Raw genomic sequence first — 12,677 nt, forward strand, 5'->3', positions numbered from 1 at the left:
GCTCAGTACTCGCCGCCGATCGCCCGGCGGAAGGCGGTCTGGTTCACGCTGACGCCGGCGCTCTTCTGCACCTCGGCGATGAACTCGCCGAGGACGTCGTCGGCGAGCGCCGTGCGGAAGTTCGACTCGATGGTCTTGTCGGATTGCGAGCCCGCCACGAAGGCCGGCATCGTCGCCCCCGTGACCTTGAACACCGCCCGCGACTCGCCCGCGGCGGCCGAGCCCGCCCTGTCGACGGCGGTCGCGAAGATGCGGTTGACGATGTCGGCGGTGAGGTCGCCCTTCGGCTGGTTGCGGGCGAGGTCGTCCGCGCTCTGCACGCCGAGGCCGGCCTCCTGCGCCAGGGTTTCCAGGCTCTCGCCCTTGTCGAGGCGCTCGCTCATCTCGCGGCCCTTGGCGGCGAGCCGGCGGGCGATCTCGGCGGATTTCCAGCCGGCCACCACCGCGTCGCGGACCTCGGCCAGGGGCTTGTCGTGCGCGGCGTCGATCCTGGTGATGTCGTACCAGACATAGCCCCCGGCCTTGGTGCGCAGGGGCTCGCTGTCGCCGCCGATGTCGGAGCGGAAGGCGGCCGCGAGGGTGGCGTCCTGGTCCGGGATGCCCTCCACGGCCTTGCCCTGCGGATCCTTGCCCGAGGCGTCGATGGCCGGCACCGACACGAGGGCGAGGTCGCGCTCCCGGGCGATCTCGGCCAGGGGCTTGGCGCCGGCGCGCTGATCCTCGATGGCGTCGTGGAGGCCGTCGACGCCGTCGCGGGCGCGCTGGAGGGCCAGCGTCCTGCGGATCTCGGGGGCGACTTCCGCGAGGGGCTTCAGGGTCTCGGGCTCGATGCCGGTGACGCGCAGCAGCACCGTGCCGAAGCGGCCCTTCACGGGCTGGCTGACCGCGCCCTGCGCCAGGGCGAAGGCGGCCTCCGCCACGGCGGGGTCGAACAGCTCGGCCTTGGTCAGGGTGCCGAGGGCGAGGTCCTTGTCGCTGGTGCCGCGCTCGACCGCGACCGCCTCGAAGGGCTTCTCCCCGGCCTCGACCTGCTTGCGGGCGGCCTCGGCCGCGGCCTCGTCGGGGAAGACGATCTGCTGGATCGTGCGGCGCTCGGGGCTGCCGAAGCGGTCCTTCTGGCCGTCATAGACCTTGCGCACCGCGTCCTCGCTCACCGCATCGGGCTTGGCGAGGGCCTCGGGGCTCAGCACCAGGAGGTTGATGCCGCGGTACTCGGAGGCGCGGTAGCTGCCCTTGTTGCCGTCGTAATAGGCCTGGAGGTCCTCCTCGCTCGGCGCCGGGATCTCGCCGGCGGAAGCCGGGGTCAGCATCAGGTAGGCGGCCGAGCGGCGCTCGGTGGCGTAGCGGTGCACCGCCTCGCGCAGGGCGAGGGGCACGGTGATCTCGGAGGCCACGGCCTCGGCGAGCTGGAGGCGGGCGATGACGGCGCGCTGCTCGCGCACGAAGGTCGCTTCGCCGAGGCCGGCCCGCTGCAGGGTCTGGTAGAACAGCTGCGGTTCGAACTTGCCCTCCGCGTTCTGGAAGCTCTTCTCGTCGTGGATCGCCCGCAGCACGGCGGCGTCCGACACGGCGAGGCCGAGGTCGCGGGTCTTCTGGTCGAGAGAGGCCTCCGTCACGAGCTGCGACAGCACCTGCCGGTCGAGGCCGAGCGCGCGGGCCTGGTCCGGGGTGAGGTTGCGGCGTAGCTGCGTCTGGTAGCGCTGGAGCTGGTTCTGGTAGGCCGAGCGCACCGCCTCGGCGGAGATCTGGGTCTTGCCCACCGTCGCGACGGCGGTCGACGAGCCGCCGCGGAAGAATTCCTCCACGCCGAAGATCGCCACGCCCGCGATCAGCAGGGTGAAGACCACCGTCATCAGGATCTTGCCGAGCCAGTGCTGGCTGGCGTTGCGCATGTTCTGGAGCATCGAAAGCGCTCTGGTGCCCGTGTGTGCGGCGCGCGTCCCGGTGAGGCCCGGCGGCACCGTCCGATCAAGGCTGACCGCGATAGACCATCCGGGCCCGCGCGCAAAGGTCGTCCGCCGCCGCGCCGGTCCCGCTCCGCCGGGCCGCGGGCGTTTGCGCGCCCAAGGTTGCTCTGGTACGCCCCGGGCGACACGCGTAGCGGGTGAGAATCGGATGACGAGCTCGGGGCGGCGCCCTCTGGTGGCCGGCAACTGGAAGATGAACGGCACCCGCAGTTCTCTTGCTGTGGTTGAAGCGGTCCGGCAGGGCCTGACGCCGGAGCTCGCCGCGCGGATCGACGTCCTGATCTGCCCGCCCTCGACCCTGATCGCCTCCTGCGTGGCCGCCGCCTACGGCTCGCCCATCGCGATCGGCGGGCAGAACCTGCACGCCAAGGAGAGCGGCGCCTTCACGGGCTCGATCTCGGCCGAGATGCTCGCCGATCTGGGAGCCCGCTACGTCATCGTCGGCCATTCCGAGCGCCGGGCCTATCACCACGAGACCGATGACGGGGTCCACGCCAAGGCGCTCGGCGCCCGGCGCGCGGGCCTGTGCGGCATCATCTGCGTCGGCGAGACCCGGGAGGAGCGCGAGCAGGGCCGCGCCCTCGACATCGTCCGCGCCCAGCTCGCCATCGGCGTGCCCAAGGGCGCCGCCGTGGCCGACACCGTGATCGCCTACGAGCCGGTCTGGGCGATCGGCACCGGGCTGACCCCGACCCCGAAGGACATCGCCGAGGTCCACGCCTCCTTGCGCGAGATGCTCGACAAGCTCGTGGGCGCGGAGGCCGAGAAGATCCGCATCCTGTACGGCGGCTCGGTCAAGCCCGGCAATGCCCGCGAGCTGATGTCGGTGGAGAACGTCGACGGCGCCCTCGTGGGCGGGGCCAGCCTCGTGGCCGGGGATTTCCTGGGGATCTGCGCAGCCTACGCGTGAGCGGCGGCGGGCTCATGCCGGGCGGGCCGCGTCGCCGCGGCGCGGTTGGCGGCGGGCCGCATCTGGTGTAATGGCCCGCGTCATAGGCGGCCGGTGGTGTTCAGGCGGCGTTCGCCCGCGATCCCCACCGCCCTCAGCACGCGCTCGGTCGCCGACCTGCGAATCGCGCGTGCCGTTTCTGGAAATCCGATGCAGACCGTCCTGATCGTCGTCCATCTTTTCATCGTGCTCGCGCTGATCGCCGTGGTGCTGCTGCAGCGCTCGGAGGGCGGGCTCGGCCTCGGCGGCGGCGGGGGCGGCGGCGTCTCGGGCTTCATGACCGGCCGCGGCCAGGCCAATGCCCTGACCCGCGCGACCGCGATCCTGGCGGCCCTGTTCTTCGCCACCAGCATGACCCTGGCGGTGATGTCGCACCGCGCCACCGCCCCGAAGTCGATCCTCGACGGCTCCGGCACCGCGCAGCAGCCGAACAAGCCGGCCAACGCCGACAACCTCCTCGACACGCTGCGGCAGCAGGGCGGCGCCCCGGCGCCGGGGGCCCCGGCGGCACCCGCCGCCCCGGCGCCGACCGGCCAGGCCCCCGCCGCCCAGGTGCCCACCACGCCGGCGCCGTCTGCCCAGCCGGCCTCGCCCGCCGTGCCGGACGCCCCGCAGTCGCGCTGATGCCCGCGGCCGCCGGACCCTGCCCGGCGGACCGGCCTCCACCATCCCATCAAGGCCGTGATCTCGCGTTGCGCGCTCCACAAGGATCGCGCGGCGCGGGCATTTTGCGGTTTGGCAAATCCCAGAGCATTCGTTAAGGACCGAGGCCCATGACGCGGTACGTCTTCATCACCGGCGGCGTGGTTTCCTCGCTCGGCAAAGGCCTCGCCTCGGCGGCGCTCGCGGCCCTGCTCCAGGCCCGCGGCTACAAGGTCCGGCTGCGCAAGCTCGACCCCTACCTCAACGTCGACCCGGGCACGATGAGCCCGACCCAGCACGGCGAGGTCTTCGTCACCGACGACGGCGCCGAGACCGACCTCGACCTCGGGCATTACGAGCGCTTCACCGGGGTGCCGGCGACGCGCGCCGACAACATCACCACCGGGCGGATCTACCTCGACATCATCACGAAGGAGCGCCGCGGCGACTATCTCGGGGCGACCATCCAGGTGATCCCGCACGTCACGAACGCCATCAAGGCCTTCGTGCTCGAGGGCAACGAGGCCTTCGACTTCGTCCTCGTGGAGATCGGCGGCACGGTCGGCGACATCGAGGGCCTGCCCTTCTTCGAGGCGATCCGCCAGCTCGGCCAGGAGCTGCCGCGGGGCTCGACCGCCTTCGTGCACCTGACGCTGCTGCCCTACATCCCGTCCGCGGGCGAGCTGAAGACCAAGCCGACGCAGCACTCCGTCAAGGAGCTGCGCTCCATCGGCATCCAGCCCGACATGCTGCTCTGCCGCTGCGACCGGCCGATCCCGGCCGACGAGCGGCGCAAGCTCGGCCTGTTCTGCAACGTCCGCGAGACCGCCGTGATCGAGGCGCGCGACGTCGAGTCGATCTACGACGTGCCGCTCTCCTACCGGGAGGCCGGCCTCGACCGCGAGGTCCTGGCCCATTTCGGCCTCGAGGGCGCCGTCGAGCCGAAGCTCGACCGCTGGATCACGATCTCGGAGCGGGTGCGCAACCCCGAGGGCGAGGTCTCCATCGCCATCGTGGGCAAGTACACGGGGCTGAAGGACGCCTACAAGTCGCTCACCGAGGCGCTGACCCACGGCGGCATCGCCAACCGGGTCCGGGTCAACCTGGAGTGGATCGAGTCCGAGGTGTTCGAGCGCGAGGACCCGGCGCCCTTCCTCGAGGGCCTGAACGGCATCCTGGTCCCGGGCGGCTTCGGCCAGCGCGGCGCCGAGGGCAAGATCCGCGCGGCCCGCTACGCCCGCGAGCGCAAGATCCCGTATTTCGGCATCTGCTTCGGCATGCAGATGGCGGTGATCGAGGCGGCGCGCTCGCTCGCCGGGATCGAGAAGGCCAACTCGACGGAGTTCGGCGACACGCCCGAGCCGGTGGTCGGCCTCCTGACCGAATGGCTGCGCGGCAACGAGCTCGAGCAGCGCGCGGCGGAGGGCAACCTCGGCGGCACCATGCGCCTCGGCGCCTACAAGGCGAGCCTGCGCCCGGGCTCGAAGATCGCCGAGATCTACGGCACCACCGAGATCTCCGAGCGCCACCGGCACCGCTACGAGGTCAACATGGCCTATCGCGACGGCCTCGAGGCCAAGGGCCTGCGCTTCTCCGGCACCTCGCCGGACGGGCTCCTGCCCGAGACGATCGAGCACGAGGGCCATCCCTGGTTCATCGGCGTGCAGTTCCATCCGGAGCTGAAGTCGCGCCCCTTCGAGCCGCACCCCCTGTTCAAGGGCTTCATCGCCGCCGCGATCGAGCAGAGCCGCCTCGTCTGAGGGGGGAGCCCCCGCCTCTGCGACGCTCGGTCCGGCCCAGCGGCGCCCGGTCCGCCCTACGTTGCGGGCCCGGACGCCCTATCTGACGAGAACCGTGACCGAGATCCTGTTCTACCACATGCAGCGCCAGCCCCTGGAGAAGGTGCTGCCGAACCTCCTCGAGCGCTCCCTCGAGCGGCAATGGCGCGCGGCGATCCAGGCCGCGAGCGAGGAGCGGCTCCAGGCCCTCGACGATCATCTCTGGACCTACAGCGACGACAGCTTCCTGCCCCACGGCACCGACCGCGACACCGATGCGCCGACCCAGCCCGTGGTGCTGACGCTGCGGGACGCGAACCCGAACGCGGCCTCGATCCGCTTCCTCGTCGAGGGTGCCGACCTGCCCCCGGACGCGGGCAGCTACGCGCGCATCTGCATCCTGTTCGACGGAACCGACCAGGAGGCGCTGCTGCGCGCCCGCGAGCAGTGGCGCGAGGCCAAGGAGGGCGGCCACGCGGTCGCCTACTGGCAGCAGGACGAATCCGGCCGATGGCAGAAGAAGGCGTGACGCCCCGCCTGGGAGGCACCCGATGAGACATGACGGCAGGTCCACCCCGGGACGCGTTCCCGGGTCGCCCGACGGACGGAGCCGCGCCGCGTCCGGCGGGGCGCGACGGGCGCCGCTGGGACGTCTCGCGGCGGCGATCCTGGCGCTCCTCCTCGCCGCCCCGGGTCCGCTGGCCGCGCAAGGCGCGCCGCAGGCCGGCGCCGGGCCCGCCGCCGAGGCGCGGCGCCCCCCGGAGCGGGGGCCCGAGGGCCGCAAGCTGCCCCCCGACCAGACCACCGAGCACAGCCTGAGCCTGCCGGACGGGCGCAGTCTCGCCTTCGCGGCGACCGCCGGCAGCCTTCCGCTCGTCGACGAGGGCGGCAAGCTCCAGGCCGAGATCGCCTTCGTGGCCTATACCCGCCCGGCGAAGGCGGGCGAGGCCCAGCGTCCCATCACCTTCGCGATCAACGGCGGGCCCGGCGCGTCCTCCGCCTACCTGAACATCGGGGCGATCGGGCCGTGGCGGCTGCCGACGGACGGGGGCAGCATCAGCCCCTCGCGTCCCGTCACCCTGGTGCCGAACGACGGCACCTGGCTCGACTTCACCGACCTCGTCTTCATCGACCCCGTGGGCACCGGCTACAGCCGGGCGGCGGACGGGGATGCCAAGCGCTACTGGTCGGTCGATGCCGACGCCTCGGTCCTGGCCGCCGCCATCGCCCGCTACCTGCGGGTCAACGACCGGATGGGCGCGCCGAAATTCTACGTCGGCGAGAGCTACGGCGGCTTCCGCGGCCCGCTCATCGCCGGGAAGCTGCAGGAGGATGTCGGGGTCGGGCTCTCCGGCCTCGTCCTGCTGTCGCCCGTCCTCGATTTCGGCTGGCTGCAGCCGCCCCGCACCAACCCCTGGGGCCACGTCACCCGGCTCCCGTCCTTCGCGGCCGCCGCGCTGGAGCGGGGCGGGGCCGCCGTCAACCGCTCGATGCTGGCGGATGCCGAGAGCTACGCCACCGGGGCCTATCTGGGCGATCTCCTCAAGGGGCCGAACGACGCGGCGGCGGTGGCGCGCCTGACCGACCGGGTCTCGGCCCTGACCGGGCTCGATCCCGCCTTCGTGCGCGCCCAGGCGGGGCGCCTCACCGCCCACAGCGTGCAGCGGGAGATCGACCGGGCGGGGGGCCGGGTCGCGAGCGCCTACGATACCGGCGTCACGGGCTGGGATCCCGACCCGACCGCGCCGCATTCGGGCTTCGAGGACCCGCTCCTCACCGCCATCCAGGCGCCCCTCACCAGCGCGATGGTGGAGCTCTACGCCAGGCAGCTGAACTGGCGGGTGACGAACCTGCGCTACGAACTCCTCAACGGCGCGGTGAACCGGGGCTGGACCTGGGGCTCGGGCCGCAGCGCCCCGGAGGCGGTGAACGCCCTGCGCGGAGCCCTCGCCCTCGACGGCAACCTGCGGGTGCTCGTGGCCCATGGCTTCACCGACCTCGTCACGCCCTATTTCGTCTCGAAGCTCCTCATCGACCAGCTCCCGGATTACGGGACGGAGAAGCGGCTGAGCCTCGCCGTCTACCCGGGGGGTCACATGTTCTACTCCCGTCCCGAGGCGCGGGCCGCCTTCCAGCGGGACGTCGCCGCCCTCTACGCCTCGGCCCTGAAGGCCCGCACCGCGATCGAGCCGCGAGCCGGCATCCCGACGCCCGAGCATCCCCGGGACATGCCCTGATGCCCCGTGACGTGAGACCTGCCGCCGCCCGTCGCGCCGCCGCGAGGGACTTCGTTACGGCATCCCGCTCCCTCGCGGGCCTGATGGTCCCCGCGCTGCTCGGCCTCGCCGCCTGCACCACCACAGAAGAGCGGCCCGCGCCCGCGGCGGCCGTGGCGGTGAAGCCCGCGCCGGCGCCGGCCGCCCCGACCTTCACGGGCCCGGTCCTGGCGCCGGACGGGACCTGCAACGGCCCCGCGCCGACGGGCGCCGCCGTGATCCAGACCGGCATCGGCGAGTGCGATCTCGTGCGCCTCAAGGGCAAGCCGCCGACCGACGTCCTCGTCGGCGAGGGCCGCGCCGGGCGCGAGGTGCAGGTGCTCTACAACGAGCCGGGCGCCAAGGAGCTGTACTTCTTCGTCAACAACCGCCTCGACCGGATCGTGAAGTAGCGCCCCGGCGCGAGGCCGATCGCGACGGTCGTGACCGCCGCCGGATCGGTCGCAGGCTTCGGCCGGCCGGCGGCGCAAATGGTCGCAGGATGGCGGCGGGAGCACCCGTGGTGACGGGGGCCGTCGCGGTGGCGGCGAGCGCTGGATGCGGCTCCCACGTTCGGACGCGCTCCGTATTCCGGGGCCCACCGCGTTCAAACACCAGGCCGGCGTCAGATCCCGGGCTTGCCGCCTCGCTTGCGCGGCCTATCACTCTCCGGGACCGCCCGATCACAGAGTGGCGGCGCCAGGAGGACGTCCATGCGATCTGCTGCTGTTGCCGCTACCTTCGCGGCTCTCATGACGGGAACGGCCCTCGTGACGACGCTCGGTGCGCCGGTGCGCGCGCAGGGTGCCGCGCCGCCGGCCGAGGCGACGAGGACCAAGGCCGACGACCTCGAGAAGCTGCAGGCCTTCCAGAGCACCGGCACCGGCCCCGCCCCCGAGATCCCGCAGACCGGCAAGCGCGCCGATGCGATCCGGCGCATCCTCACCAAGGTGAAGCTGCCGGAGGGCTTCAAGATCGACCTCTACGCGGTGGTGCCGGACGCTCGCTCGCTCGCGGTGGGGCCGAATGCCGGCGTGATCTTCGTCGGCACCCGCAAGACCAAGGTCTACACGGTGACGGACCGGGACAAGGACCGGGTCGCCGATGAGGTGCGGGCCTTCGCGCCCGGCATCGACTTCAAGGTCCCGAACGGCGTCTGCTTCTCCCGCGACGGCGTGCTGACGGTGGTGGAGCAGAACCGGGTGCTCGCCTTCCCGGCGGCCGAGTTCTTCTACGAGAATCCCGACGTCGCCGCCGGCATCCTGGTCAAGCAGGGCGAGCTGATCCCGGCCTCCGAGGAGAGCTACAACCACACCGCGCGGGTGTGCCGCGTCGGGCCGGACGGCAAGACCTACATCGCGCTCGGCCAGCCCTACAACGTGCCGCCCCAGGACAAGCTCGACCTCTACGCCCGCTCGGGCGTCGGCGGCATCGTCCGGATGGACGCGGACGGCAAGAACCGCGAGGTCTTCGCCACCGGCGTGCGCAATTCGGTGGGGATGGATTTCAACAGCGCCGACAAGGCCCTGTGGTTCACCGACAACCAGGTCGACGGCATGGGCGACGACCAGCCGCCCGGCGAATTGAACCGGGCCACCAAGGCCGGCGAGAATTTCGGCTTCCCGTGGTTCGGCGGCGGCCATGTCCGCACCGTCGAGTACAAGGATGCGGCGCCCCCGAAGGACGCGGTGTTCCCGCAGGCCGAGCTGGCGCCGCACGCGGCCGATCTCGGCATGACCTTCTACAACGGCAAGATGTTTCCCGAGCGCTACCGCGGCGGCATCTTCACGGCCGAGCACGGATCGTGGAACCGGACGCAGCCGATCGGCGCCCGCATCATGTTCGTGCCGGTCAACAAGGACGGCAGCGCCGGCCAGCCGCAGCCCTTCGCCGAGGGCTGGCTGACGGGGGACGGCGAGTATCTCGGCCGGCCCGTCGACGTTGCGGTGCTGCTCGACGGCTCGCTCCTCGTCTCGGACGACACCGCGGGGGCGGTCTACCGCATCTCTTACGAGGGCAAGTAGCCGCCGGCCTCCGCCACAGGCGGGCCTCTCCGCGACCGGCGGAGGGGCCCGCCCGAACCCGATGTTCCGAGCGAGGCCCGCGATGCTGCGTTCCGCCTGTCTCAGTCTCTTCGCCGTCGTGGCCGTCCTGACCGCCACGGCGGCCGAGGCCGGCGACGCCGCGGCCGGCCGCAAGCGGGCCGTCGCCTGCCAGACCTGCCACGGCATGGACGGCCTGTCGAAGCTGCCCGAGGCGCCCAACATCGCCGGGCAGATCGAGCCCTACCTCGTCAAGGCGCTGACCGAGTACCGGGACGGCACGCGCCGGAACGAGATCATGAACGTGGTGGCGAAGGAGCTCACGGACGCCGACATCGCCAACCTCGCGGCCTATTACGGCGGCCTGCAGATCGAGGTGCTGCCGCCGGGCTGAGGCTGAGGCGCGCCGGAACACGCGTTTCGGGCGCGCAGGAGCACGCGCCTGAGGCGCGCAGGAGCAAGCGCTTCAGGCGCGCCGGAGCAAGCGCTTGGCCTCGGCGCGCGCCTCGTGCTCGAACCGGGCGAGCCGCAGCCGCCGATCCAGCGAGAGCGCGCCGCCGGGCGGCACCGCGATGATCTCCGCGATGGTCTCGCGCTCGCGGTAGAGGCTCTCCAGCGCCGAGCCCGCGAGCGTCGCGGAATCGAGGCGCTCGGCGAAGCCCGTCCGGTGCATCGCCTCGATGATCCGCGCCTCGAGCAGCAGCCCCGGCGCGCTCGCCCGCTGGGTCTCGTCATAGGCGGTCTTGAGAAGCGTCGCGGTGCCGCCCGCGACGAGCGCGAGGCTGACGGCGACCGGGCGCCCGTCGAGGCGCAGGAGGTCGGCCCGCGGGGTGACGGGCCCTTCCGTCCTGGTCGGATTTCGGCCGGTGACGGGAAGCTCGGTCCGCCCGAACAACCCGCGGGCGAGCGCCGCGCCCTCCGGCCGGCTGGCCATGGCGGTGCCGGCGGCTCCCTTCCAGCCGGCACGCTCGAGGGTGAGGAACGCCTCGACGGCCGCCGCGAGGGCCGGCCCTTCGGTTGCCGTCTCGAAGGTGACGTGGCCGACCTCCGCGAGGCGCCGTTCCCGGCGCCGGAGGTCCTTGAACCGCGCGCGGTGCGGATGGCCGTCGAGGAAGGCCGCGTGGCTGGCCCGGCGGTCGAGGATTGGGCGCTCGAACGCGGCGACGCTGCCGCAGGCCCAGCCGGCCGCCCGCATCGCGGCGAGGAGGCCCTGCCCGAGGGGGCTCCCGGCCGGCAGGAGGGGCCAGCGCCACGCCCGCCCGCCCGAGGCCTCGCCGAGGCCCGCGACCAGGGCCGACAGGGTCTCTGGGAGGTCGGCCTCGCGCGCCACCAGGGGCGGCGTCGCGGTCACGAGGGGCGACAGGAACGGTCGTGCCACCTGGCCGCCGAGGCCGCAGAGGTCGCGGCGCAGCCGGTAGGGCAGGGCGGCGACGAGGCGCCCCGCCCGCCGCACGGTGACGAGCCGGAGGTCCGCGGGGGCGAGCCCGGCCGCCATGTGGGCCGTGAGGACGTGGCGGCTGAAATGCGGGTGCGGCTCACGGGAGCGCGCGACGAGGTCGTCCCAGGCCTCCGGCTCGCGGGCGAGACTCCGCGCCTCGACGAGGGCGACCGCATCCGGGTTCGGGCTGCGCAGCGCGATCATGGGCGTGTCCGCAGGCTGAGGCCGGACCAGATTGGCGTCGCGAGGCCGTGCACGGCGCGGGCGGCGCGGGCCATGGCGTAGCCGCGCAGGAGCGTCACGCCCGCGAGACCAGCCGCCGCCCCGATGGGCCCGAAGGCCGGCACCAGGGCGAGGCAGGCGAGGGCCGCGAGGATCAGCATCGCGCCCGTGATGACGGCGCAGAGGCGCTCGCCGCCGAGCATCGTCAGAAGATCCTCCCCGGGGCCGAACAGGCTCGCGCCGACGCTGCCGGCGATCAGGAGCGCGAGGATCGGCAGGCTGTCGCGGAAGTCCGGACCGAACAGCCCGAGAAGGAGCGGGCCCAGCGCCACGAGCGCCAGCCCGACGAGGGCGGTGGCGCCGAAGACCGCCCGGGCCTGGCGGCGCACGAGGGCCGCGAGGGCGGCGCGGTCGCCCTGCGCGTGCAGTGCGCTGAAGCGCTGGGCGGTGGCGGCGGAGGCCGCGTAATGCACGAACACCACGAGTTGCTGGATGCGCGTCGCCGCGAAGTAGAGGCCGACCGCGGAGGGGGGCAGCAGGAAGCCCAGCACCACGACGTCGACGAAGCCGAACCCCGCCGCCGCGAGGTCCACCGCCGCGATCGGCAGGCAGGCGCCGAACCATCGCCGCCAGCCGAACCGGCGCGGCCCCGGCGGCAGGACCCGGCGCAGGCGGGCCCGCAGCAGCACGGCCTGGAGCGCCAGCGCGAGGCCGGTGGCCGCGAGGGTGCAGGCCAGCGCCACGGAAGCGCGGGGCGGTGCCCCGAGGAGCACGGCGGCCACCATGGTGGCCATGATCAGCCCCTGGCGCAGCAGGTAGGGCGGCGCGATGGCGAGCACGGCCCAGTTCTGGCTGCGGGCGACGCCCTCGAGATAGTCCTGCAGGGCGAAGAGGGGCAGCACCAGGGCGGCGATGAGGAGCGGCGCGGCGTAGGGCTCGGCGATCCGGGCGCCGTCGAGCCCGATTAAGGCGAGGCCCGCGAGCGTTACGGCGAGCGCCGCCCCGAGCGTCGCCAGGGCGCCGCCGGCGAGGAAGCCGCGCGCCGCATCGAGGTCGCCGCGGGCCTGGTCGGCCGGGAGGAAGCGGCAGGCGCCCTGCGACAGGCCGAGGGTCGCGGTGTGGCCGAGGATCGCGGTCCAGACCCAGACGCTCGCGAAGATGCCGTATTCGGCGCCGCCCATCAGGCGGGCCATCAGGACCTGGGCGCCGTAGCCGAAGCCGGCCGCCGCGATGCGGATCGCGAAGACGTCGAGGGCGGCCCGCGCGGGACCGGCGCGCGCGGCCTTGAGCCGGCCGAGCGCCGCGCCGAGGGACGATCCCGCTGCCAAGCTCGCTGCCATGCTGGCCCCGCGCCGGGGCGCGGCCGGCGACGGATTCGCGGGCA

The 12,677-nt window shown here is 73.2% G+C and carries 11 protein-coding genes; 8 read left to right on the forward strand and 3 right to left on the reverse strand.

Translation table 11 applies throughout. The features are described from left to right. Positions 1–2: 2 nt before the first annotated feature. On the reverse strand, positions 3–1,904 hold the full coding sequence (locus F6X51_RS15190; RefSeq protein ID WP_150964518.1) for a peptidylprolyl isomerase: 1,902 nt from the start codon (positions 1,902–1,904) through the stop codon (positions 3–5). A 211-nt stretch (positions 1,905–2,115) separates the two neighbouring features. Here F6X51_RS15190 and tpiA point away from each other — a divergent pair, with 211 nt between their 5' ends. From tpiA to F6X51_RS15230, 8 genes are all read left to right on the forward strand, one after another. Next, the gene (gene tpiA / locus F6X51_RS15195) at positions 2,116–2,877 is read left to right on the forward strand and encodes a triose-phosphate isomerase (RefSeq protein ID WP_150964519.1); all 762 of its coding nucleotides are present in this window, start codon (positions 2,116–2,118) and stop codon (positions 2,875–2,877) included. Positions 2,878–3,066: 189 nt separating this feature from the next. Continuing rightward, on the forward strand, positions 3,067–3,540 hold the full coding sequence (secG, locus tag F6X51_RS15200) for a preprotein translocase subunit SecG (protein ID WP_150964520.1): 474 nt from the start codon (positions 3,067–3,069) through the stop codon (positions 3,538–3,540). Between the two features lie 149 nt (positions 3,541–3,689). Then, positions 3,690–5,318 (forward strand): CTP synthase, encoded by a 1,629-nt coding sequence (locus F6X51_RS15205; protein ID WP_150964521.1) that lies wholly within the window; start codon positions 3,690–3,692, stop codon positions 5,316–5,318. 94 nt (positions 5,319–5,412) lie between these two features. After that, entirely contained in the window at positions 5,413–5,865 is a 453-nt protein-coding gene (locus F6X51_RS15210; RefSeq protein ID WP_150964522.1) for a DNA polymerase III subunit chi, read from the forward strand. A gap of 22 nt (positions 5,866–5,887) precedes the next feature. Next, positions 5,888–7,573, forward strand: a complete 1,686-nt coding sequence (locus F6X51_RS15215; RefSeq protein ID WP_150964523.1) for a S10 family peptidase — start codon at positions 5,888–5,890, stop codon at positions 7,571–7,573. A gap of 83 nt (positions 7,574–7,656) precedes the next feature. Then, positions 7,657–8,004, forward strand: coding sequence for a hypothetical protein (locus F6X51_RS15220; RefSeq protein ID WP_150964581.1), 348 nt, complete (start codon positions 7,657–7,659; stop codon positions 8,002–8,004). Between the two features lie 300 nt (positions 8,005–8,304). Next, a complete protein-coding gene (locus F6X51_RS15225; protein WP_150964524.1) occupies positions 8,305–9,615 on the forward strand; it encodes a PQQ-dependent sugar dehydrogenase in 1,311 nt (436 codons plus the stop codon). A gap of 82 nt (positions 9,616–9,697) precedes the next feature. Continuing rightward, positions 9,698–10,027 carry a c-type cytochrome gene (locus F6X51_RS15230; protein WP_150964525.1) on the forward strand — a complete coding sequence of 110 codons (330 nt, stop codon included), beginning with the start codon at positions 9,698–9,700 and terminating at the stop codon, positions 10,025–10,027. 72 nt (positions 10,028–10,099) lie between these two features. Here F6X51_RS15230 and F6X51_RS15235 read toward each other — a convergent pair whose 3' ends face one another. Both F6X51_RS15235 and F6X51_RS15240 read right to left on the reverse strand, forming a co-directional pair. Next, complete coding sequence (locus F6X51_RS15235; RefSeq protein ID WP_150964526.1) at positions 10,100–11,275, reverse strand: GNAT family N-acetyltransferase; 1,176 nt, start codon at positions 11,273–11,275, stop codon at positions 10,100–10,102. Next, positions 11,272–12,633 carry a lipopolysaccharide biosynthesis protein gene (locus F6X51_RS15240; RefSeq protein ID WP_150964527.1) on the reverse strand — a complete coding sequence of 454 codons (1,362 nt, stop codon included), beginning with the start codon at positions 12,631–12,633 and terminating at the stop codon, positions 11,272–11,274. Before F6X51_RS15240 ends, F6X51_RS15235 begins: the two co-directional genes overlap by 4 nt. Positions 12,634–12,677: the final 44 nt, after the last annotated feature.

The sequence above is a fragment of the Methylobacterium planeticum genome (genome assembly GCF_008806345.1).
Taxonomy (GTDB): domain Bacteria; phylum Pseudomonadota; class Alphaproteobacteria; order Rhizobiales; family Beijerinckiaceae; genus Methylobacterium; species Methylobacterium planeticum.